Origin of the sequence: Clostridium sp. MSJ-8 (genome assembly GCF_018918325.1) — a bacterium.
Classification (GTDB): domain Bacteria; phylum Bacillota; class Clostridia; order Clostridiales; family Clostridiaceae; genus Clostridium.
Genome location: NZ_JAHLQH010000005.1, coordinates 42,346 through 65,531 on the forward strand (window position 1 = coordinate 42,346; position 23,186 = coordinate 65,531).

A 23,186-nucleotide genomic window follows, 5' to 3' on the forward strand; every position below is an offset into this window, starting at 1 on the left:
TATGGAAGCGGAGGAGTATTGAGATGGAGAAAAAGTATGTTTACCTTTTTAGTGAAGGAAATGCGAACATGAGAAACTTACTTGGTGGTAAAGGAGCAAACTTAGCAGAAATGACTAATTTGGGTATTCCTGTGCCACAAGGATTTACAGTTACTACAGAAGCATGTAATAAGTATTATGAAGATGGAAAGGTAATTGCACCAGAAGTTTTAGAACAAATAAAAACACATATAAAGCTATTAGAAGATTTAGCAGGCAAGAAGTTTGGCAGTAATGAAGATCCTTTATTAGTATCAGTTAGATCAGGTGCAAGAGCATCTATGCCAGGTATGATGGATACAATATTAAATCTTGGAATGAATGATATTGCAGTAGAAGTTGTAGCTAAGAAAACTAATAATCCAAGATTTGCATATGATTCATATAGAAGATTTATACAGATGTTTTCAGATGTAGTTATGGCAATAGATAAGAGATTATTTGAAGATAGGTTAGATGAGATAAAAGAAGCTAACGGATATAAATATGATACTGAATTAACAACTGAAGATTTAAAAGCTATTGTTAACGACTTCAAAGATATATATAAGAGAGAAAAGGGAGAAGATTTTCCACAAGATCCACAAGTTCAATTGATAGAATCAATAACTGCAGTATTTAGATCATGGGATAATCCAAGAGCTATAGTATATAGAAGACTTAATGATATTCCAAGTGAATGGGGTACTGCTGTAAACGTTCAACAAATGGTATTTGGTAATAAAGGAGAAACTTCAGGTACAGGAGTTATATTCTCTAGAAATCCAGCTACTGGAGAAAATAAGATATATGGAGAATATCTTATGAATGCACAAGGAGAAGATGTTGTTGCAGGTATAAGAACACCTCAATCAATAGCTCAACTAGAAGAGCAAAATCCTGAAATATACAAACAATTAGTAGGTATAATTAATACATTAGAGACTCATTACAAAGATATGCAGGACATGGAGATAACAATAGAAGAAGGAAAGTTATATTTCTTACAAACAAGAAATGGTAAGAGAACAGCTCAAGCAGCATTGAAGATAGCTGTTGATTTAGTTAATGATGGTATGTTAACTAAAGAAGAGGCAATATTAAAGGTTGAACCAAAGCAATTAGATTCATTATTACATCCAGCATTCTTAACAGAAGATCTTAAGAAGGCAGAAGTAATAGCTACTGGATTACCAGCATCTCCAGGAGCAGCATGTGGTAAGATATGTTTTACAGCTGATGAAGCTAAAGATAGAGCAGCTAATGGAGAAAAGGTTATTTTAGTTAGACTAGAAACTTCACCAGAAGATATAGAAGGTATGATTGCAGCACAAGGTATACTTACTGTAAGAGGTGGTATGACTTCACATGCAGCAGTTGTAGCAAGAGGTATGGGAACTTGTTGTGTAGCTGGTTGTGGTGCATTAAAAGTAGATGAAGAAACTAGAAAGGTAGAAGTTAATGGTAAAGTATATACTGATCAAGATTTCTTATCTATAGATGGTGCAACAGGTAATGTATATGGAGAAGCTGTTAAGACAATCACACCAGAGATAACAGGATATTTTGCAACATTTATGGAATGGGCAGATGATATAAGAAGATTACAAGTAAGAACTAATGCAGATAATCCTAGAGATACAAAGCAAGCAATTGAATTTGGTGCTGAAGGAATAGGATTATGTAGAACTGAGCATATGTTCTTTGCAGATGATAGAATAATGGCAGTTAGAGAGATGATAGTTGCAAAAGATGTAGAACAGAGAAGAAAGGCATTAGATAAGATTCTTCCAATGCAAAAACAAGACTTTGTAGAGATGTATGAAGCTCTAGAAGGAAAACCAGCAACTATTAGATTCTTAGATCCACCATTACATGAATTCTTACCTAATTCAAAAGAAGATATTGAAGAGCTTGCAAAAGAAATGGATATGTCATATGAAGAATTAAAAGCTACAGTAGATAGTTTACACGAATTCAATCCTATGATGGGTCATAGAGGATGTAGACTTGCAGTTTCTTATCCGGAAATTGCAGAAATGCAAACAAGAGCTGTAATAGAAGCAGCTATTGAGGTAAGAAAAGCTAAAGGATTTGAAGTAATTCCAGAGATTATGATTCCATTAGTAGGAGAAGTAAAAGAATTAAAATATGTAAAAGATATAGTAGTTAAAACTGCAGATGCTGTGTTAGAAGAAAATAATATGAAGTTCCCTTATCATGTAGGAACAATGATAGAAATTCCAAGAGCTGCATTAACTGCAGATGCAATAGCAAAAGAAGCTGAATTCTTCTCATTTGGTACAAATGATTTAACTCAAATGACATTTGGATTCTCAAGAGATGATGCAGCTAAGTTCTTAGGAGCATATTATGATAAGAAGATCTACGAACAGGATCCATTTGCAAAGCTTGATCAAGTAGGAGTAGGTCAATTAGTTAAAATTGCAGTAGAAAAAGGAAAACAAGCAAGACCAGATATACACTTAGGTATATGTGGAGAACATGGTGGAGATCCATCATCAATAGAATTCTGCCATAATATTGGATTAGATTATGTATCTTGTTCACCATTTAGAGTACCACTTGCAAGACTTGCAGCAGCACAAGCAGCAGTTAAAGAAAAAATGAATTAGATAAAAGGTATATATTTCTGAAACCTAAGATGTTGGGGGGTAAACTCATTTATTTGGGTTTATTCCTCTTTTTACTATATAGGAAATTATATGATAATAAAAGGATTAGAGTAAGGAGAATATGGAGGGATAAATTATGAAGTGTCCAAAATGCGGAAAAGAAATGAGAAAAGGTTATTTATTTAGTAGTAAAGATGGTGCTTTTAGTTTTGCAAATAAAGTGCCAGGAGTATTTGAAAATGCGAAAAAAGTAGATGGCTTTGTTGAGATTACAAAATTAAAAGCGAGTCATAGAACAAAAATAGAAGCAAATTGTTGTGAAGAATGTAGAATGGTTGTATTTCAGTATTGATTTACTTAATATATTAATAAAAAATATGATCTTAGTTGAATATAGAATGGATGCTAGATGCTAAGACGCAAAGTAGAAATTAAATTTTCGCTTGCGTCTTTTATATTTGTACAGTAGAGTATCAATTTATAAGTAAATAAGATTTATTAATAAAATAGGTTATATTTTAAGGAGGAAATATTTAATGAAAAAAGTATTGATCATAATACTTGTCGCAATGGTGTTTACATTGCCAGCTTGTGAAAGAAATAATCAAAAGAAGGAAACTAATGTAAATGAATTACCTAAAGAGGAGCAGCAATCAGAAAATTTAAGTTCAAATTCAGAAGAGCTAACAGAAACATCAAAAACAGAAAATACTAATAATGATAAAGAAATTCAAATAAAGTCAAATGAAATAAAACAACAAGAGATAGCAAATAAAGCAAGTGATACTAAAATTGAGCTTCCAATACTAGATGAGATTAATAAAAACATAATGGTTGGAACTGCAGGTTCCTCTCTGAAGGCTGTTCCGGTGGTAGTTAAGTTATTAGATTGGGGAACCACTACAGGTCTTGATCCACAAGAGATAAAGAAAGCAACAGTTGAATGGTTGTCTAACAAGGGAAATGATGAACAAGTAGAATTTGCAGAAAAGATGGAGTTAGTAGATTCGGTGTATAAAGAATTGTTAGGAGATGGGGCTAAGGATCTTCTATCTTCTGCAGGTTGTGAAGATGCAGGATATCCTTGGAGCGATACTCCAGTGGAAAGCATTGAAGCTATTATGGAAGCAGTAGGTCTGAGATAGCATATTAAGAATTATAGATTTTTAATAGGAGTTTTACTCTAATAGGAAATTATATAAAATCCTAATCTGTAGATATTGATTGGTTATTGTTGTATATAATAAAGATGATTTTTTTTGAAGATATATTTACTTAAAGTTGATACATTGAAAAGTATATTGTATACTGTATTTTATAGAAAAGGACAAAGAGGTTCAATTTTTTGAAACTTTTTGTCCTTTTTTACATTGATCTATAAAGGGGAGATTATAATGAAGAAACCTATAATTGGACTTATACCATTAGTGGATGAAGAAAAAGATAGTTATTGGATGTTACCTGGATATATGAACGGAATCATTGATGCAGGAGGAATTCCAGTTATGTTACCATTAACTGATAATAAATATATATTAGAACAAATAGCAAATACATATGATGGATTTTTATTTACAGGGGGACATGATGTATCGCCTAAATTATATGGTGAAGATATACTAGAGGTATGTGGAGATTGCTCTGAATTAAGAGATAACATGGAGAAAATATTGTTTCCTATGATATATGATAAGGATAAAGCTATACTTGGTATATGTAGAGGAATTCAATTCATTAATGTTATGTTAGGAGGAACATTGTATCAAGATATACCTACTCAAAAACCATCTGATATAGAACATCATCAATTGCCACCGTATGATATTCCTATACATAAGGTTGAGATAATTAATGATTCTCCATTATATGAAGTATTAAATGTGAATGAATTAAACGTAAATAGTTATCATCATCAAGCTATAAAGAAACTTTCACCTAAGCTAAGTGCAATGGCTTATGCTCCTGATGGTATTATAGAAGCTGTATGTGCACTGAGTAAAAGGTATATATGGGCAATACAATGGCATCCTGAATTTTCATATTTGAAGGATGAAAATAGTAGAAAGATATTAAAAAGCTTTGTGAATGCTGCAAAAAATTGAAATCTTAAAAATTAATTAATAGAATCTAAGTTTCCTAGACAGCTTATTGAAAAAGTGATACAGTAAAAAAATAAGGAAGCGTGAAGATTATGAATTATATTGAAATATGCAAAGCAAAATTACAACAATATTATAATAACAATAAAAATAAAAAGTCAATTATAAGTAAAATAATTCTTGCTATATTACTTATAGTAGGAGTTATTTTTGTTTATAATGATTATTTTCTGTATGATTATGTGGATATAGCTAAGATTATATCAGTCAAAGATTCTTATACTCAGACAAAAGAAAATGGAGAAAAATATTATAAACAAGATATAGAAGCTAGGATAATGAATGGAAAGTATAAAGGAGAGAATATTACTTTATCGAATACATTTACTACCTCTAGAATATATGATGATAGATACAGAGAAGGAGATAGTGTGTTTATTGATTTAAGCAATAGTACAGATACTCAATTAGTTGGTACTATAAAGTCTATGAAGAGGGATACTTATGTTGCAATATTATTTGTGCTATTTGCAATAATTGCTGTATTTGTTGCTAGTAGAAAAGGGTTATTTGCAATTATAACGCTGTGCGTAAATATATGCATATTTTCTTATGGATTGAATGAATATATCAAAGGACATAATATATTAAGAATTAGCATTATACTAGTTATATTTTATACTATGTTTTCACTAATGTTTATAAGTGGTATTAATAAAAAGACTATTGCAGCTATTATATCTACATTGATATCGGTAGCAGTAACTATGATGATAGTGAAGATAGTTTTGCATTTTACAGAAGTTGATTATGCTTTTATGGAATATATATTGTCACCTAATGACTTACCAGAGATATTCTTGTCAGAAATATTATTGGGTGGTTTAGGAGCTATTATGGATGTGTCTATATCAATGTCCACTGCAATGGATGAACTTGTTACTAAAGAAAATAATATATCATATGAGGCTCTTAGAACTTCAGGAAAAGAAATAGGTTATGATATTATGGGTACTATGGTGAATATCTTATTATTTACATTTTTCTGTGGATCTATACCTATAATGATACTTAAGATGAAGAATGATATGAGTTTATTAACTATATTATCATTACATATGGATTTTGAATTATATAGGTTTCTTATAGGAGGTATAGGGATAATATTATCTATACCAATAGCTCAATATGTTTCTATATTTATAATGAAAAAAGGAAGTAAGAAATAATGGTAACAACAATAACATTATCTATAATTTTAATATTGTTAATGATAATAATAGGAGGGGAGAGAGGTTCTCTTTCATTAGTTACTCTAATAGCAAATATAATTATATTTATTGCATCTGTAATTATGATATATTTTGGATTACATCCTATAATAGTTGCATTTATAGGTTGTGTTCTTATAAGTATCAATACTATATTTTTTCAAAATGGAAAAAACCCTAAAATGTTAGCATCGTTCATATCTGTAATTATAATTATGGTTCTGTTAGCAATTATAGTATATAGATTTTCGTATACTACTAATATAAGTGGAATAAATGAAATACTTAAGAGACAAGATGAAATGATGGGTTTAACTGTAAATATTAATATTAATATGGTGAATATAACAGTAGCACTTATAATATTTGGCCTTATAGGAGCACTTATTGATGGCGCTATAGCCATAGCTACAGCTGTATATGAGGTATACAATAATAATAAGCATTTATCTAGTACTGAACTTATAAAGTCAGGAATAAGTATGGGAAAGGATATAATAGGTACAATGATAAATACATTATTTTTTGCATATATAGGTGAATCAATAATGTTATTCATATTTTATAATAAGTTTAATTATAACTTCCTTCAGATTATTAATTCTAAAGCTTTTGTAGAAGAATTTGCAAGTATAATAATAAGTGGAATAGGAAGCATTCTTATTATTCCTGTAACTTCAGTAGTAGTAGCTTACATACTTAAGCATCAAGAGAAATTTTCAAGATATTTTGAAGAAGAAGAGATGGAATCGGAAGAAAATTAAAATAATAGTAGCTTAGGATACCTTAGTAAAATAAGGTATCCTAAGCTACTGCTATATTAATCTCCAATGAGATGATTTGAATTTTTTATAGATTTCTTTAGAAAATATGATTTGATTAGTTAAATTTTTATTGCATTTATTTAATAGAGAAATATACAGATTAATGTCTATTTCTTTTTTGTTTTCAAGAGCTTTGTAATAATCTTTTGCAATTTTTAAGCATTTTTGAGGAAAAATCAAATAAGAAATAATATATTTAATATCGTCAGTAGTTAGTTTTTTTTCAGAATTATAATATTGTATAAGAGAGGTTGTTAGTTCAACATTCCAATTTGTATTATCACGTTTTAATAATCTTCTTAAGAAATATGAAAGATCATGAGCACAATAATCTTTTTTACATTTATCAAAGTCAATTATATAAGTTTCATTATTTTTATCAAATAAAATATTTTTGTTTACATAATCTCCATGACAAAGGGAAATACTTAAATTATTATTATTAATGCTAGAGGCTATATAAAGGGATAATTCAGCAAGTTTTAGATTATTATCATATGTACTTAAGAATTTTTTTGAAAATTTATCTTGATTTATATATGCAAAGGCAGAACATTTTATGAATTGTTCAAAATGCTTTAAGGCGTATATATAGTAATCTCCTAAAGATTCACGATTAGAGCTACCAATAATGGGAATGAAATTTGTTGATCTAGCATGCATTTTTCCTAGAGTTGTGCAAGAATTAAATAGATGCGTTGGATTGTCAAAATCACATTTATAGCCCGCTATCCAAGGAGTTAATACAAATAGCATATTATTATATTCAACATATCTACCAGAAGTATTAGTATGAATGAATTTGGGAACATTAATATTATTACGAGATAACCATTCCATTGCAGAATAGACATATAATAAATCTTCTAGAGAATAATAAACTTTTTTTAGAGCATAACTTTTATTGTTGTTTGTAACTTTATATACGACTCTTTGTTTGTCTGTATTTTTAAATTTTATTATTTCTACAGTTGCGTCCATAAGATCATAAAATGGTAAAATGCTATTTTTAATATTATTTGTAGAGAATACTGCGTCCATATCTCATAAAACTCCTTACATTAATATACACTATTATCATATTAAAAAAATAAATAAATATTCTAAGGAGAAAAAGAAAATATTATAAAAAAATACAAATAATATTTAAAGGCAATAATTAAGAGGAATAAAACGAAAAGTATAGAATAATAATACTAAGGGGTGGTTATATGAATTATAGGGAGAAAATTGAGTCTTTTGAAAAATTGACATTAATAAAAGAAGCTACCTTCTCAGGAATAGACATTAAGAGAGAGAAGAAGGAAGAAGCAGAAGAGCTTAGAACTTGTTTTATGATTGATAGAGACAGAATAATTCATTCGAAGTCTTTTAGAAGACTTAAACATAAAACTCAAGTTTATATAAATACCTTTGGAGATCACTATAGAACAAGATTAACTCATACATTAGAAGTATCACAGGTAGCTAGAACAATAGCTGTAGGTATTGGTCTAAATGAAATACTTGTAGAAGCAATAGCATTAGGTCATGATTTAGGTCATGTAGCTTTTGCACATAATGGTGAAGCAGTACTTAATGATTACTTAGAGGAAGGTTTTAGACATAATGAACAGAGTGTAAGGGTAGTTACTAAGCTAGAGAATAATGGAAGAGGTCTCAATCTTACAGAGGAAGTAATTGATGGTATACTTAACCATAGTGGGTTAAGAGATAGTGATGATTTAGGTGGTGCCAAGACATTAGAAGGTAAGGTGGTGCAATATAGTGATAAGATAGCATATATTAATCATGATATTGATGATTCTATAAGAGCTAGATTACTTAATAGAGATTCTATACCTAAGGATATCTTGGAGATTTTAGGATATAATCATTCAGAGAGGATAAATACGTTAGTTATGGATATAATAAATAATTCCTTAAATAACATAAAGAAAGGTATAGTTAATATAAGTTTAAGTAGTGAAATTGATAGTGCTATGAGAAAACTTAGAAAATTCATGTTTAAGAATGTTTATCTTAGTGAAGAATTAAAAGAAGAGAGAAGAAAAGCAAGTTTTGTTTTAGAGCAATTATTGAGTTATTTTGAGAAGAATGTAGAAAAGCTACCACCTATGTATAAGAATATAGCAGAAGAAGAAGGAGATAAACGAGGAATAGTTGATTATATCTCAGGAATGAGCGATGATTATTGCTTGAGTATGTTTAATAAAATATATGTACCTAAAATTGTAGTATATTAAATGCCATAATTGATAATAATACATTAGAAAAATAAATTATTAAAAATTATATAAGTTAAGAGGATTTTAATTAATTATGTCGAATAATATAAATTTGTGAAAAAAATTTGTAGGGAGGGAGATTGCTCCTTGCGTATTTCAGATGAGATAATAGAAAGAATAAAATCAGAAACTGATATTGTGGATATAATATCAGAAACAGTATCGTTGAAGCGTTCAGGAAGGAATTATATTGGTTTATGTCCCTTTCATAATGATAAGTCACCATCATTTTCAGTATCTCAGGATAAACAGATATACAAGTGTTTTTCTTGTGGAGAAGCTGGAAATGTAATTACTTTTGTTATGAAACAGAAGAATATGAACTTTGTTGAAGCACTTAAGTATTTAGCCGATAGAGTTAATATACCATTGGAGATTGGAAGAGGAGAATCTAGCCAGGTAGTAAAGAAAAAGGAATTACTTTATAAAGTAAACAATGAGGCAGGAAGATATTTTTTCTCTAATTTACTAAATGATAATAACTCAAAAGAATATTTCCTTAGAAGAGGTATAAGTGAACAGACTATAAGAAGGTTTGGATTAGGATATGCGAAGGATGGGTTCACCAATTTATTATATTATCTTCGAGGAAAAGGATATTCGCAAGAAACCTTATATGAAGCAGGATTAGTTCTAAAGAATGAAAAGAGAAACACCTATTATGATAGGTTTAGGAATAGAGTAATGTTTCCTGTTTTCGATATAAAGGGAAGAGTCATAGGTTTCGGAGGGAGAGTGCTAGATGATAGTAAACCTAAATATCTAAATTCACCAGAGACTATTGTTTTTCATAAGGGCACAAACCTATATGGACTTAATTATGCAATAAAAAACAAAATTGTAGATAGGTATTTTATAATAGTTGAAGGATATATGGATTGTATATCTCTTCATCAGTATGGAATAACTAATGCTGTAGCATCACTAGGAACTGCATTAACTGTCAATCAAGCTAGAATGTTAAAAAGATATGCAGATAAGGTAATTATATCTTATGATGCAGATTTTGCTGGCCAGACTGCCACATTAAGAGGACTAGATATTTTAAGAGATGCAGGCTTTGAGGTTAGAGTACTTAATATACCAGAAGGAAAAGATCCTGATGAATTTTTACGCTTAAATGGAAGAGAGGCTTTTCTAAAATTAATAGATAATGCTGTTACATTAATTGATTATAGATTGAAGAAGGCAGCAGAAAATATTAATTTTCGTGATGAACAATCTTTAATACAATATGGTAGAAAAGTGTCTAAGATACTTGCTGAATTAGATCCTATTGAAAAAGATGTTTATATCAAGAAAATCTCAGAAACTACTGGATTAAAAGAACAAGGGTTGTACGATTTGATTTCTGCTGAAAAAGTCAAAAAAGAAGAACATACAATGAATAATTTGGAAGAAGTTAGAACAAAATTATATGTAGAACCTGCTTATTTAAAGTCGGAAAAATCATTATTAAAACTTATGTTAAATAAAGAGTTTTATGAATATATTATTAATGAGATATCAGAAAATGATTTTAATCTAGAGGCACATAGTAAGATATTCTCATTGATAAAAGAAGGAAATGAGCAAAATGCATCTAACATTGTATCATATGTAGGAAGTAGATGCGATGATGTTAGTTCTTCTAAGGAATGGGTGATTATACAAGAAACAGAAGTTATGCAGGCAGAAGATATTAATAAATTAATAAATGATTATATAGTTAAAATAAAATCTTTTAGGTTAATTGAAAGGCAGAGAGACTTAAAAAAGGAGCAGAAAGAATTGGAAGCAAAGGGTATGATAGAAGAATCAATAAGATTAGCTCTAGACCTTCGGAAGGTAAATGAAGAGTTAAACAAACTAAAGGTTAGAGGTCATAACGGAAGGAGGGAAGACAGCTATGGCAGAAACTAAAACTAAAAAAGTAGAGAACAACAAGGAAGCTGAAGATAGAAATAATAAGATGTCAATAGTAAAAAAATTAATGGATAAGGGAAAGAAAGCAGGGTCCCTTACAGAAAAGGAGATAATTGACGAACTAGAGAACGTTGAATTAGCTCCAGAACAGATAGAAAAAGTCTATGAGGTACTAGAATCACTAGGTATAGAGATAATAGGAGCTAGAAATGGTGGAGACGATATAGAAGAAGAAGAAATAGATTTATCTGTTCCAGAAGGTATAGCTATAGATGACCCAGTTAGAATGTACTTAAAGGAGATAGGTAAGGTACCTTTACTATCATCAGAAGAAGAGATAGAACTTGCTAATAGAATAGAGCAAGGAGATCAAGTTGCAAAGAAAAAACTAGCTGAAGCTAACTTAAGATTGGTTGTTAGTATAGCCAAGAGATATGTGGGAAGAGGTATGTTATTTCTAGATCTAATCCAAGAAGGAAATCTAGGATTAATAAAAGCTGTTGAGAAGTTTGATTACAGAAAGGGATTTAAATTTTCAACATATGCTACATGGTGGATTAGACAAGCGATAACAAGAGCTATAGCAGATCAAGCGAGAACTATAAGAATACCAGTACACATGGTAGAAACTATTAATAAATTAATAAGAGTTCAGAGACAATTATTACAAGAACTAGGTAGAGATCCGTTCCCAGAAGAAATAGCTAAAGTTATGGATCTTCCTGTAGAGAAAGTTAGAGAAATTCAAAAGATAGCTCAAGAACCAGTTTCATTAGAAACTCCAATAGGTGAGGAAGAAGATAGTCACTTAGGAGATTTCATACCAGATGATGAAGCACCAGCACCAGCTGAAGCAGCTGCTTTTACAATGTTAAAAGAGCAACTTATAAACGTACTAGATACTCTAACACCTAGAGAAGAGAAAGTACTTAGATTAAGATTCGGACTTGATGATGGAAGAGCAAGAACTCTAGAAGAAGTAGGAAGAGAGTTTAATGTAACAAGAGAAAGAATAAGACAAATAGAAGCGAAGGCCCTTAGAAAGTTAAGACATCCATCAAGAAGTAAAAAGTTAAAAGATTATTTAGATTAAAACATATGGGAACCTTATTTATTATTATAAAAGGTTCCCTTTTTAAGTATAAAGGATGATATTATATGGAATTAAGTAAAAGATTAAATAGTATAGTAAAGCATATGGATAAATGTGAGAAGATGGCGGATATAGGATCTGATCATGGATATATTCCCATATATGCAGTGAAAAATAACATATGTAGGAGAGCAATAGCATCTGATATTAATAAAGGACCTGTTGAAAAGGCAAGAATGAATGCGATGTTTGAAGGAGTATCAGACTTTGTAGATGTACGTTTAGGTGCAGGGCTTAAAACTATAAGAAAAGGTGAAGTGAATTCTATAGTTATAGCAGGAATGGGCGGCAATCTTATACGTGACATCCTAGAAGCAGATATATCAAAGGTAAAAGAATTAGATTATATGATATTATTACCTGCTCAAAATCCAGAGGTGTTAAGAAAATATTTGTATAACACAGGTTATGAGATATTAACAGAAGATATATGTGAAGATGAAGGAATATATTATGAGATATTTAAAGTAAGATATTCTACAGAAAATAAATTAGTAATAGATGATATATTCTATGAGATATCGCCTATATTATTGAGAGAAAAGAATCCAATGATGAAAGAATATCTAGAAGTTAAGAGAGAAAAACTAGAGAAAATTTTAGGCTTCATAAAAGAAGATACGGAAAGTGCAAATAATAGAAAAAAAGAGATAAGCAGTAAGATAGAATTTATTGATAAATCTATTAAGGAGTGTAGTGTATGAAGGTAAAAGATATAATAAAAGAAATGGAGAAATTAGCACCACCATTTCTTAAAGAAAGTTATGATAATGTTGGGTTAATGGTAGGAGATGAAGAAAAAGATGTACAGAAGATATTGCTTGCATTAGACTGTACAAAAGAAGTAATAAACGAAGCTATATTAAATAATATAGACCTTATAATAACACATCATCCACTTATATTCAGAAAACCTAGTAGAATAGTTATGGGTGATTTACAAGGAGAGAAGATAATATCTCTTATAAAGAATGACATATCATTATATTCTAGTCACACTAACTTAGATACAGTTAAGGGTGGTATAAATGAAACAATAGTTAAGATGTTAGGATTTGGTGAGAGTAAAATAATAGATGAAGTTGAGAATCCTGAATACAAGGGCAGTGGCATTGGAAGAATAGTGAAGTTATCTCAAGAGAAAACTCCACAAGATATAATAGATTTAGTGAAAAATAAATTAAATGTAGAAAACTTAAGAGTTGTAATAGGTGATAAGCCTATATCTAAGATAGCAATAATAAATGGTAGTGGTCAAGATTACTTTAGTGATGCAGTAAGATATGGTGCTGATTGTATAATTACTGGAGATACTACATATCATTATGCTTCAGATTATAAAGAGATGGGAATAACTATAATTGATCCAGGACATTTTAAGACTGAATGGATAATATTTTTAGAAGTTATGAAGAACATAGAGAGTAAATTCACTAATATAGAATTTATGCATTCAAGAGTATCAAATGATCCATATGAATTTTTTTAAGAGTTAAATAAAATTTTTATCATTGTTATGAATATATATATTAGCATAAAGCAATTTGTATGGAGATAAGGAATGGGAAGTAATAATTCCTTCAAGAATATAAGAGATAATTGTCAGAAGTTTTATAAAAAAGGATTTAAGAGATGGTTATCTTGGCCTATATTTTATTTTATCAGTCCAGGTAAATTCATAGTATTATGTGCACTTATAATAACATTGATAGTTAGTGGAATAGGGTTATATGCATTACTTGTTTTGCTATTGCTAGTATTATTATTTATATTCATACCATAAGCTAATTGGTATAAAATTAACCTTGTAAATTTTATTTTCTTATGATATCATAAGATTTATGCGAGTGAAACATGCAATCGCTGCTAGTATTTAACTAGGAGAGGAAAGTCGGGGCTCCGTAGGGCAGGGTGCTGGATAACGTCCAGTCAAGGCGACTTGAAGGATAGTGCAACAGAGATATACCGCCAGTTCTTCTGGTAAGGGTGGAAAGGCGAGGTAAGAGCTCACCAGCGTGATGGCGACTTCACGGCTATGTAAACCCCACTTGGAGCAAGACCGAATAGAGAGACATATAGGGGCTGCCCGTCCTGTCTCTGGGTGTGTCGCTTGAGCCTATTGGTAACAGTAGGTCTAGATAGATGATTGCTTAATACATAACCCCGCTTACGGTTCATCTCGCAATTGTTGTTAGTAACACTGGCTTTTGCCGGTGTTTTTTTACTACATTATAAATAGGAGGACTAAAATTTGGATAGATTTTTATATGATATTCCAACACTTAAGCCAGACAGAGATGGAAATATTGTAATTATAAATTATTTTTTATTTTACTTAGTTTGACTTAATTTGTCCACATACCATTTTCCTTCCTCTGATAAGTCGCTATCAGTAAAGTCTGATATTTTTTGACAATCTGGTTTTAGGAAAGAACATGCTTCATTTTTATTAGAAAGATTCCAAAGTATATAACTTATTTGATTTTGATCTAGTAGGTCAATCCAACTGTTAGCAGAAGTTATATCTATATTACCATTTCCACTAGCTTCACAAATACCAAATTCACTAACAAATATAGGTAGTTTTTGATTAACTGCATTTTTTAATGTATTGCGAAGATCATCTTTATGAGTTGCTGCATAAAAATGAAGAGTATACATAACATTATCATAATCAAGAGGTGAGGCAGCAGCTTCATTTAAGTATTGGCACCAATTTGGTGTTCCAACAAGTATAATTGCGTTTTTATCATTAGAACGAATAATTGGAATTATTTCTTCAGCATATTGTTTTATATCTTGCCATGATGTATTAACAGGTTCATTACATATTTCATAAATGATATTGTCTGAATCTTTATATTGTTTACTTATTTCATCAAAAAATTTCTTGGCTTCTTCTTTATTCTGAAGTGGGTTATTATCAGTTAAAGTATGCCAGTCAACAATTACATACATTCCTAGATTTGTAGCATGATTTATTCCTTCTGAAATAACATTTTTTAAAGTTTGCTTATTATTTTCATCTCCAGTACAATATCCATTATATTCAGAAGTATACATTGCAAGTCGAACAACATTTATTCCATAGTTTTCTTTTAAGGTTTTAAAGGTATCAGAAGTTACATATTGCGGGAACCAATTTATTCCGTGAGTACTAATTCCATGCAATATAGCAGGTTTTCCATTACTGCCCACTAATTTTCCATCTTTTACAGAAAGTGCACCATATGTTTTATATCCGTTAAATTTTTCAGTTGTTTCAGTATTATCTGTGGTTACGTTTTCTGAGGGCTTGTCATTAGAAGAGTTTTCTGTATGTATGGTATCTTTTGATGATGGTTCTGAATTATTGCTATTAGAATCTCCAGAAATTGTAGTAGTGTTAGGATTATGTAGTGGACTAAAAACTCCTATAATAAAACCTATTGATAGGGCTAATAATATAGATAAAATAAAAATAATTAATGTACTTTTTTTTGAATTCATATTTTTTCTCCTTCTTTACAGCTTTACATTATTTTTATAGATAATATTTTTTCGAATTATTAATTGAATTCTTAACTAAAGTTATTTTAATAGTAAATTGTTATGTGATTTTTAACAAAGGCTTACTATATTTAACATAGTATTAATATGAACATAACTTTAGTATATTACAATTTCTGTAGGAGGGATTAAAATGATGAAAAAAATTTGCAGTGTTATTATGATTTTATTATTGTTCATTGGAATAAATCCTATAGAACAATATGTAAAGGCTGATGATTCGGGGATTACCGTGTATTACGATAATTCAACTACTAATTATGATAAGGTAAATATTTACTATTGGGGAAGTACATCTGCTTCTTGGCCAGGAGTCGAAATGGAGAAGGTAGCTGGAAAGGAAAATCTATATAAATATACCCTACCAGCTGGAACTAACGGAATTATATTTAATAATGGAAAAGTACAATCAACTGATGTAACTGATATTGAAAATAATGCAGAATATGTATCTATTGGTAATGAAGGCGGAAAAGATGTTGTAATGAAGAAAGATGCTTCAGGAAATGTTCCTCATGAACCAACTGAATCAGAAGTTACAGAGGATATGAAAAAAGCATCACAAATAAATGTACATGTAGGAGTAGACTATTCAAAAGTAATTATATCATTTACAACTAAAGGAAAAATAAATCCAGAGGTATCAATTCAAAAGGTTGGAAGTTCTGCAACAAAGAAATATATAGGAACAAGTAGATTTTCACTAGTATCACTAAAATATTTATATTGTGTTAATGTTACAGATTTAGATGTGAATTCACAATATAAATATACAATAGGAGAAGGTAATTATGCTGTTACTGGTAATATAAAAACTTTACCTAAGGAAAAAACTGAAAAGATAAAATTTGCATATATTGCAGATCCTCAAGTAAGTAACGAAGATAATGCAAAGGCAGCAGGAGCAACATTTAATGAGTTAAGTAATATTGAAGGGTTGGATTTTACTTATATTGCAGGTGATATCACTGACAATTCAACCTCAGAGCTTCAATGGGAAAATTTATTTAATAATGGTGGAAAATATGCTAATGCTGGAGAAAAGTTTTTTAAGAATAATTTGATAAGTGTAGCAGAAGGAAATCATGATATTTCAACATTTGCAGGACATATAAATGCACCAAGTGAATCAGGTGCTAATGTATATTCATTTGATACAGGATATGCAAGAATTATTATTTTAGATACAAGTACTGCCAAGGACGAAGCTAGTATGAAGGTACAAAAAGATTATTTAGAAGCTAAGGTTAAAGAAGCTAAAGAAAAAGGATTATGGACAATTGTTGGGTTCCATAAACCATTATATACAGGTGCTTCTCATATAGTGGATAATGATTTAGTAGCAATAAGAAAATATTTTGCTCCAGTATTTTCAGATTTAGACATAGATTTAGTAATACAAGGTCATGATCATGTATATTGTAGAGGATTTATAACAGCAGAAGGTAATAATGCTAACTTAACAGTTAATTCAGATGGCAGTTATGATAAAAAAGCTGGTATTCCATTATATATGGTTGGCGGACATGCAGGTGGATTAAAGTGGTACCATAAGAAAGAGTATACAGTATCAGAAGGAGATCCATTAGCTCCTAATTATTCATTCTTAGATAAGAATTCTATAGATGATGGTGGTGATGTAAAACAAGAACAAACTTATACAGTATTTGAAGTGACTAATTCTGAAATTACAGCAAAGGTTTATAATTTTAAGTATGATACTGCTACAGATACAATTAAGACAGATAAATATTTATATGATTCATTTACATTAAAGAGAGAGGTTAATGAAGATATAAATAATGGAGATAAAGATAATTCAAATAATAGTACAAATAATACACAAGATGATAACAAAATATCTGGATCAAAAGTTAACAATGATAAGGTAACTACAGGTTCACTAAAAAATTCAAATGATAAGAATAATGCAACTATTAATAAGAATAACAAAGAAAATGGAAAATCTGTGAAAACAGAAGATAAATCTGTAGCAATAATATTCATTACATTATTAAGTGCAGCAGGAGTTATTATTGTAAAAGCTTCAAGAAAAAGAGTGGTTTAAGAAATTTTTAAATTTGATATTTTTGATATAATCCTAAAATTTTGAATAGATATTATATAATTTAATAAATAGCCATAATTCCATTAAGGATTTCTAAATATAAAAAATTGAGTTAGCTCAATGTTGTAAACTTACCAAGGTTTAGAGAGTACAACATTTTAAATGCTAACTTGATTTTTTTATAGAAAAACATATAAAACTTGAATCTAAAAATATAACGGGGAATTTAAGTATTTAAAAGAGATTTTTAAATACTTTTTTTTACATTAAATAAATAATTTTATATCATATAATAGTATTCAAGTTATATCAAAACAATCAGGAAGTAATTATAGGGATGCAGTGTTAACTGGGTATAAAGATGAAATATCTCAAGAAACAAGTATAGTAATTAGCATACTTCAAGAGAAGTATGATTCCTATAAATCAGGTGAAAAGACCGAAGATGAAGCTAAAGAAGAGGCTAAAGAAGTTATTAGAAACATGAGATATGGAGAAAATGATAGTGGATATTTTTGGATAGATGATTTGGATTATAATTTGATAATGCACCCAATATTAACAGATCAAGAAGGAAGTAATCGTAAAAATTTAGAAGATAAAAATGGTGTGTTAATAGTTCAAGAAATTGTTAAAGCTGCTAAAAGTAAAAATGGTAGTGGATATAATGAATTTTATTTTACAAAGGATGATGGTGTAACAGTTGCACCTAAGTTAGCTTATTCAGAACTTTTTAAACCATGGGGCTGGATAGTATCTACTGGAAATTATACTGATACATTAGATAAAAATATATCTTTAGTTCAGTCGAATGTAGAAAAACAAGGAAATAAATTAATGATTTTTATAACACTTACAGGAGTAGTAATGCTATCTGTAGTTGTATTTATAGCTATTAAAATAGGTGATAAGATATGTAATCCATTGAAAGAGATACAGGATATGTCTGATAGAATGAAAGAAGGAAACTTACGAGTTCCAGCAAAGGTTATGACTAGTGATGAACTAGGAGCAACAGCAACATCTCTAAATATAGCTCAGAAGCAAGTAGGGATATTAGTTGCAGGAATAAATGAAACAACTGATACGTTAAAAGAAACTGTGAAACAATGTGTTGATAATTTTGATAATATGAAAAAATCAATAAGCAATGTTACACAAGCTGTAGAAGAAATTGCTCAAAATAGTACATCTCAAGCACAAGAAACATCTTTAGCTGATGAAAAAATAGTAAATATTGCTGATGAAATAAAGAACGTATATATAATAGTTGATAAATTAGGAAAAGAGTCTAAAGTTATGGAAGATTGTTCTGATAAATCCATGCTAGCACTAAAAAAATTAATAGATGTAAATAATATAACACGAACTAACATTGCAGATATGAAAGAACAAACTGATGATACTAATTTATCTGTTGAAAAGATAAATAATTCAGCAACACTTATAAGTGAAATAGCAGAACAAACTAACCTTTTGGCATTAAATGCATCTATAGAAGCAGCGAGGGCTGGAGAAGCAGGAAAAGGATTTGCAGTTGTTGCAGAAGAGATAGGAAAGTTAGCAGCACAATCATCAAGTGCAGCACAAGAGATCAATAATGTAATAGAAGAACTTAATGCTAATTCTAATAAGTCTGTTAATATGATGAATGCAATGAATAAAAATTCATATGAAGAAATAACAACTTTAAATGATACTAAAGATATGTTTGATTTATTAAAGGATTCATCAAATGAATGCATGAAACATATAGACGAGGTAGTAGAATTTATTAAACATATGGATAATGAACGTGAAGTTTTAACTAGTAATATAGATAAGTTAAGTTCTTTATCTATGGATAATGCATCATCTACTGAGGAGACTTCAGCTACTGCTTTAGATTTAGAGAGTATTGTAGGACATTCTGAAGAAAAAATGAAGGAGTTATCTGAAAAGGTAAAATCTCTATCAGATAGTATTGATATTTTTAAAATATAAGTATAGATTAATTAAAATAGCTTATAGGCATAACTATTTGAAATTATGTTAAATAGATTATGTTTATAAGCTATTATTATGTTAAATTGTAAAGTGATTATTAAGATGTGGTTAAAGTTGCGTTAGATATAAATAGTAAGCTTAAATGCTATGCTATACTTTATATGAAAAAGAAATAGAAAAGGGGAATTCTATGCAATTACAAGATCATATGAATTTAGCAAATATATTGTGGAAGTATTTTGATATTAAAGCATCTAAAGGCTGCAAATTAGCATTTATTTTAGGGTCTATAGAACCAGATATTAATTTTATTACTTATTTTCGAGGTAGTATGAAACATGAAAAAATGAGGGGACATAATTATGATAATGTCATATCTCATATGGGAAAATTAATAAGTAAAATTCAAATGAGTACTAAACAAGTGCTAAAATATTATAAATTAGGTAAGCTTATTCATTATGTTGCAGATTCTTTTACATTTCCTCATAATAAAGAATTTACAGGAAATCTAGAAGAACATTGCAGATATGAAGATGTACTTCATTTATATATGGACAAATATTTGCTAGGTGAGTACAAGGGGTTAGATAAAAATAAAAACGAAAATTTGTTAAATGAAATAAAGAGATTGCATAATAAATATGTAGGCAGTATAAGGAATTATTACGAAGATTGTTATTATATAGTAAATGTATCTATTATGGTTATGAAAGATTTGATAAAGGAATTAGAAAATGAGGAATTCATTAATATAAGCAAGGTAGCATAGGAGAGGAAAATTATGAATATAGGGATTTTTACAGATACTTATTATCCAGAAGTTAATGGTGTAGCTAATTCAACTTACCAACTTAAGAAATCATTAGAAGAGTTGGGTCATATTGTATATGTATTTACAGTTAGTAACCCCAATGTTATTGAATATGAAAAAAATGTAATAAGAATGCATAGTATACCCTTTATCTTTTTGAAAGATAGAAGAATAAGCTATTCATTAGTTAGCTTTTGGAGAAAGAAAATAGAGAAATATAATTTAGATATAATTCATACTCAAACTGAATTTTCCCTAGGCCATATGGGAAAGAGAATTGCTAGATATTTAAGAATACCAATGATACATACCTATCATACAATATACGAAGATTATACACATTATCTTAAGTTACCTATGAATAAAAGTATTAGGAATGTAGTGAAGAAACTAAGTAGACATTGTTGCGATAATGCAGAGTGTGTAATAGTTCCAACAGATAAAGTTAAAAATTTATTACATTCATATAATGTTAAGAGAGATATAATAGTTCAACCAACAGGAATAGAACTAGATAAGTTTACTAATATTGACTTCCTTCATGTTGAACAATTAAAGAAAAAATATAATATATCAGATAGTGATAATACTATGATATATGTAGGACGATTGGCAGAAGAGAAGAATCTTAAGGAGATAATTAACTTTATGCCTTATATAAAAGAAATAGACTATAATGTTAAACTTATTGTAGTAGGAAGTGGTCCGTATAGAGAAACATTAGAATCATGTATAGAAGAACTAAAATTAGAGAATAATGTTATATTTACTGGTAGTGTTCCATGGGAGAATATACAAGATTATTATGCATTAGGGAAGGTGTTTATTTCAGCTTCAACTAGTGAAACTCAAGGATTGACTTATATAGAAGCATTAGCAACTGGAAGGCCTATATTAGTTAGAAATGATAAGTGTTTAGAGGGGGTACTTCAGCAAGGGATTAATGGATATGGATATTCGGATTTGATGCAATTTATTATGTACTATAAAAAGCTATTTTTAGAAGGAGAATATAATATTATGGCACATAATGCAGTAAGTAGTATAGATGCGTATTCAAGTAAGAGATTTGCACAGAATATAGAAGAGATATATAATTTGGCATTAACATATTATAATCGTAAAGTTGTATAGGTTAAGTGTTATATATATTGAATTTTTTGAAATAATAAGATAGTGAACTGTTTATATAGATATAAGTTAAAGTTTCATTATCTTATTTTGTTATAAGAATAATTAATAATGAGGTATAATGAAAAGGAATATCTTATAAAATTAAAATATATCTTGCTAAAAGATAAAAACAGTTGTATAATTCATACTAAACAGATAGGAATTATCCCTTAACTAATAAATAAGCCTTTTTAGGGTTTATACTAGGAGGAATGAATTGATGAAAAAGAGAGTATACATGGATTACTCAGCAACAACTTATGTTAAACCTGAAGTTTTAGAAGAGATGTTACCATTCTTTACAGAGAAATTTGGTAATCCATCAGGATTCTATGAAGAATCTAGAGAAACAGCTATGGCTGTAGATGAAGCTAGAGCGAAGGTAGCGAAGGGAATAAATGCAGATAGACAAGAGATATATTTTACAGCTGGTGGTTCAGAAGCAGATAACTGGGCTATTAAGGGCATAGCTTCTGCATATAAAAATAAAGGAAACCATATTATTACAACTAAGATAGAACATCATGCAATATTACATACTTGTGAATATTTAGAGAAACAAGGATATAAGGTGACTTATTTAGATGTAGATAGTGAAGGTTTTATAGATTTAGAAGAATTAAAGAATGCAATTACTGATGAAACTATATTAGTATCAGTTATGTTTGCAAACAATGAAATAGGAACATTACAACCTATAAAAGAAATTGGAGCTATATGTAAGGAGAAGAAAGTATTATTCCATACAGATGCAGTTCAAGCTATAGGTCATGTAGATATAGATGTTAAGGACATGAACATAGATTTATTATCACTTGCAGGCCATAAAATATATGGACCTAAAGGTGTAGGAGCATTGTATATAAGAAAAGGAGTTAGAATACACAACCTAATTCATGGTGGAGGACAAGAAAGAGGAAGAAGAGCAAGTACAGAAAATACACCAGGTATTGTAGGATTAGGAAAAGCTATGGAACTTGCAACAAGCAATATACAAGAACATACAGAAAGATTAACTAAACTTAGAGATAAGTTAATAGATGGATTACTTAAGATACCATATACAAGGCTTAATGGTCCTAGAGGAGATAAAAGAGCAGCAAGCAATGTCAATGTTGGTTTTGAGTTTATTGAAGGCGAGTCTATATTATTATCATTAGATTTTGAAGGAATTAGTGCTTCATCAGGAAGTGCATGTACATCAGGTTCGTTAGATCCGTCCCATGTATTATTAGCAATAGGACTTCCACATGAGAAGGCTCATGGTTCACTTAGATTATCAATAGGTGATGGAACTACTGAAGAAGAAGTTGATTATGTATTAGAAACAGTACCACCTATTATAGAGAGATTAAGAAACATGTCACCATTATGGAAAAACCACTTAGAGGAGGAAAAATAA

The 23,186-nt window shown here is 29.5% G+C and carries 19 protein-coding genes and 1 other RNA gene; 18 read left to right on the forward strand and 2 right to left on the reverse strand.

What is annotated here, in order from left to right; translation table 11 throughout:
• The first annotated feature begins 23 nt into the window (after positions 1–23).
• From ppdK to KQI77_RS00365, 6 genes are all read left to right on the forward strand, one after another.
• Entirely contained in the window at positions 24–2,654 is a 2,631-nt protein-coding gene (gene ppdK / locus KQI77_RS00340; protein WP_216387356.1) for a pyruvate, phosphate dikinase, read from the forward strand.
• Positions 2,655–2,790: 136 nt separating this feature from the next.
• Positions 2,791–3,006, forward strand: coding sequence for a PF20097 family protein (locus KQI77_RS00345; protein ID WP_216387357.1), 216 nt, complete (start codon positions 2,791–2,793; stop codon positions 3,004–3,006).
• A 184-nt stretch (positions 3,007–3,190) separates the two neighbouring features.
• The gene (locus tag KQI77_RS00350) at positions 3,191–3,799 is read left to right on the forward strand and encodes a hypothetical protein (protein WP_216387358.1); all 609 of its coding nucleotides are present in this window, start codon (positions 3,191–3,193) and stop codon (positions 3,797–3,799) included.
• A gap of 249 nt (positions 3,800–4,048) precedes the next feature.
• On the forward strand, positions 4,049–4,756 hold the full coding sequence (locus KQI77_RS00355) for a gamma-glutamyl-gamma-aminobutyrate hydrolase family protein (RefSeq protein ID WP_216387359.1): 708 nt from the start codon (positions 4,049–4,051) through the stop codon (positions 4,754–4,756).
• Positions 4,757–4,845: 89 nt separating this feature from the next.
• Complete coding sequence (locus tag KQI77_RS00360) at positions 4,846–5,982, forward strand: YibE/F family protein (protein ID WP_216387360.1); 1,137 nt, start codon at positions 4,846–4,848, stop codon at positions 5,980–5,982.
• Complete coding sequence (locus tag KQI77_RS00365) at positions 5,982–6,788, forward strand: YibE/F family protein (RefSeq protein WP_216387361.1); 807 nt, start codon at positions 5,982–5,984, stop codon at positions 6,786–6,788. The genes KQI77_RS00360 and KQI77_RS00365 overlap by 1 nt, the downstream gene beginning before the upstream one ends.
• 51 nt (positions 6,789–6,839) lie before the next feature.
• Here KQI77_RS00365 and KQI77_RS00370 read toward each other — a convergent pair whose 3' ends face one another.
• Entirely contained in the window at positions 6,840–7,889 is a 1,050-nt protein-coding gene (locus KQI77_RS00370) for a CotS family spore coat protein (protein WP_216387362.1), read from the reverse strand.
• Between the two features lie 170 nt (positions 7,890–8,059).
• Between KQI77_RS00370 and KQI77_RS00375 the strand changes: the two genes are divergently transcribed.
• The 7 genes from KQI77_RS00375 to rnpB all read left to right on the forward strand — a co-directional run bounded on the left by KQI77_RS00375 (position 8,060) and on the right by rnpB (position 14,380).
• A complete protein-coding gene (locus tag KQI77_RS00375; protein WP_216387363.1) occupies positions 8,060–9,094 on the forward strand; it encodes a deoxyguanosinetriphosphate triphosphohydrolase in 1,035 nt (344 codons plus the stop codon).
• Between the two features lie 129 nt (positions 9,095–9,223).
• On the forward strand, positions 9,224–11,038 hold the full coding sequence (gene dnaG, locus KQI77_RS00380; RefSeq protein ID WP_216387364.1) for a DNA primase: 1,815 nt from the start codon (positions 9,224–9,226) through the stop codon (positions 11,036–11,038).
• The gene (gene rpoD, locus KQI77_RS00385) at positions 11,025–12,134 is read left to right on the forward strand and encodes an RNA polymerase sigma factor RpoD (RefSeq protein WP_216387365.1); all 1,110 of its coding nucleotides are present in this window, start codon (positions 11,025–11,027) and stop codon (positions 12,132–12,134) included. Before dnaG ends, rpoD begins: the two co-directional genes overlap by 14 nt.
• Before the next feature lie 65 nt (positions 12,135–12,199).
• Positions 12,200–12,898: a class I SAM-dependent methyltransferase gene (locus KQI77_RS00390; protein WP_216387366.1), complete on the forward strand. Its 699-nt coding sequence runs from the start codon at positions 12,200–12,202 to the stop codon at positions 12,896–12,898.
• Positions 12,895–13,683 carry a Nif3-like dinuclear metal center hexameric protein gene (locus tag KQI77_RS00395; RefSeq protein WP_216387367.1) on the forward strand — a complete coding sequence of 263 codons (789 nt, stop codon included), beginning with the start codon at positions 12,895–12,897 and terminating at the stop codon, positions 13,681–13,683. Before KQI77_RS00390 ends, KQI77_RS00395 begins: the two co-directional genes overlap by 4 nt.
• Positions 13,684–13,755: 72 nt before the next feature.
• Positions 13,756–13,977 carry a hypothetical protein gene (locus KQI77_RS00400; protein ID WP_216387368.1) on the forward strand — a complete coding sequence of 74 codons (222 nt, stop codon included), beginning with the start codon at positions 13,756–13,758 and terminating at the stop codon, positions 13,975–13,977.
• Between the two features lie 61 nt (positions 13,978–14,038).
• Positions 14,039–14,380: RNase P RNA component class A (gene rnpB, locus KQI77_RS00405), an RNA gene on the forward strand.
• A 145-nt stretch (positions 14,381–14,525) separates the two neighbouring features.
• Here the strand turns inward: rnpB and KQI77_RS00410 are convergent.
• Positions 14,526–15,683, reverse strand: coding sequence for a glycoside hydrolase family 5 protein (locus KQI77_RS00410; protein ID WP_216387369.1), 1,158 nt, complete (start codon positions 15,681–15,683; stop codon positions 14,526–14,528).
• A gap of 193 nt (positions 15,684–15,876) precedes the next feature.
• Here KQI77_RS00410 and KQI77_RS00415 point away from each other — a divergent pair, with 193 nt between their 5' ends.
• The 5 genes from KQI77_RS00415 to nifS all read left to right on the forward strand — a co-directional run bounded on the left by KQI77_RS00415 (position 15,877) and on the right by nifS (position 23,186).
• The gene (locus tag KQI77_RS00415) at positions 15,877–17,811 is read left to right on the forward strand and encodes a metallophosphoesterase (RefSeq protein ID WP_216387370.1); all 1,935 of its coding nucleotides are present in this window, start codon (positions 15,877–15,879) and stop codon (positions 17,809–17,811) included.
• Between the two features lie 342 nt (positions 17,812–18,153).
• The gene (locus tag KQI77_RS13245) at positions 18,154–19,794 is read left to right on the forward strand and encodes a methyl-accepting chemotaxis protein (protein ID WP_216387371.1); all 1,641 of its coding nucleotides are present in this window, start codon (positions 18,154–18,156) and stop codon (positions 19,792–19,794) included.
• 193 nt (positions 19,795–19,987) lie between these two features.
• Complete coding sequence (locus KQI77_RS00425; RefSeq protein WP_216387372.1) at positions 19,988–20,569, forward strand: zinc dependent phospholipase C family protein; 582 nt, start codon at positions 19,988–19,990, stop codon at positions 20,567–20,569.
• Positions 20,570–20,581: 12 nt separating this feature from the next.
• Positions 20,582–21,745, forward strand: a complete 1,164-nt coding sequence (locus KQI77_RS00430; protein ID WP_216387373.1) for a glycosyltransferase — start codon at positions 20,582–20,584, stop codon at positions 21,743–21,745.
• A gap of 259 nt (positions 21,746–22,004) precedes the next feature.
• Positions 22,005–23,186, forward strand: a complete 1,182-nt coding sequence (nifS, locus tag KQI77_RS00435) for a cysteine desulfurase NifS (protein WP_216387374.1) — start codon at positions 22,005–22,007, stop codon at positions 23,184–23,186.

Coding starts and splice junctions, on each gene's coding strand:
- ppdK (WP_216387356.1), top strand. CDS start 24: ATGGAGAAAAAGTATGTTTACCTTTTTAGTGAAGGAAATGCGAACATG.
- KQI77_RS00345 (WP_216387357.1), top strand. CDS start 2,791: ATGAAGTGTCCAAAATGCGGAAAAGAAATGAGAAAAGGTTATTTATTT.
- KQI77_RS00350 (WP_216387358.1), top strand. CDS start 3,191: ATGAAAAAAGTATTGATCATAATACTTGTCGCAATGGTGTTTACATTG.
- KQI77_RS00355 (WP_216387359.1), top strand. CDS start 4,049: ATGAAGAAACCTATAATTGGACTTATACCATTAGTGGATGAAGAAAAA.
- KQI77_RS00360 (WP_216387360.1), top strand. CDS start 4,846: ATGAATTATATTGAAATATGCAAAGCAAAATTACAACAATATTATAAT.
- KQI77_RS00365 (WP_216387361.1), top strand. CDS start 5,982: ATGGTAACAACAATAACATTATCTATAATTTTAATATTGTTAATGATA.
- KQI77_RS00370 (WP_216387362.1), bottom strand. CDS start 7,889: ATGGACGCAGTATTCTCTACAAATAATATTAAAAATAGCATTTTACCA.
- KQI77_RS00375 (WP_216387363.1), top strand. CDS start 8,060: ATGAATTATAGGGAGAAAATTGAGTCTTTTGAAAAATTGACATTAATA.
- rpoD (WP_216387365.1), top strand. CDS start 11,025: ATGGCAGAAACTAAAACTAAAAAAGTAGAGAACAACAAGGAAGCTGAA.
- KQI77_RS00390 (WP_216387366.1), top strand. CDS start 12,200: ATGGAATTAAGTAAAAGATTAAATAGTATAGTAAAGCATATGGATAAA.
- KQI77_RS00395 (WP_216387367.1), top strand. CDS start 12,895: ATGAAGGTAAAAGATATAATAAAAGAAATGGAGAAATTAGCACCACCA.
- KQI77_RS00400 (WP_216387368.1), top strand. CDS start 13,756: ATGGGAAGTAATAATTCCTTCAAGAATATAAGAGATAATTGTCAGAAG.
- KQI77_RS00410 (WP_216387369.1), bottom strand. CDS start 15,683: ATGAATTCAAAAAAAAGTACATTAATTATTTTTATTTTATCTATATTA.
- KQI77_RS00415 (WP_216387370.1), top strand. CDS start 15,877: ATGATGAAAAAAATTTGCAGTGTTATTATGATTTTATTATTGTTCATT.
- KQI77_RS00425 (WP_216387372.1), top strand. CDS start 19,988: ATGCAATTACAAGATCATATGAATTTAGCAAATATATTGTGGAAGTAT.
- KQI77_RS00430 (WP_216387373.1), top strand. CDS start 20,582: ATGAATATAGGGATTTTTACAGATACTTATTATCCAGAAGTTAATGGT.
- nifS (WP_216387374.1), top strand. CDS start 22,005: ATGAAAAAGAGAGTATACATGGATTACTCAGCAACAACTTATGTTAAA.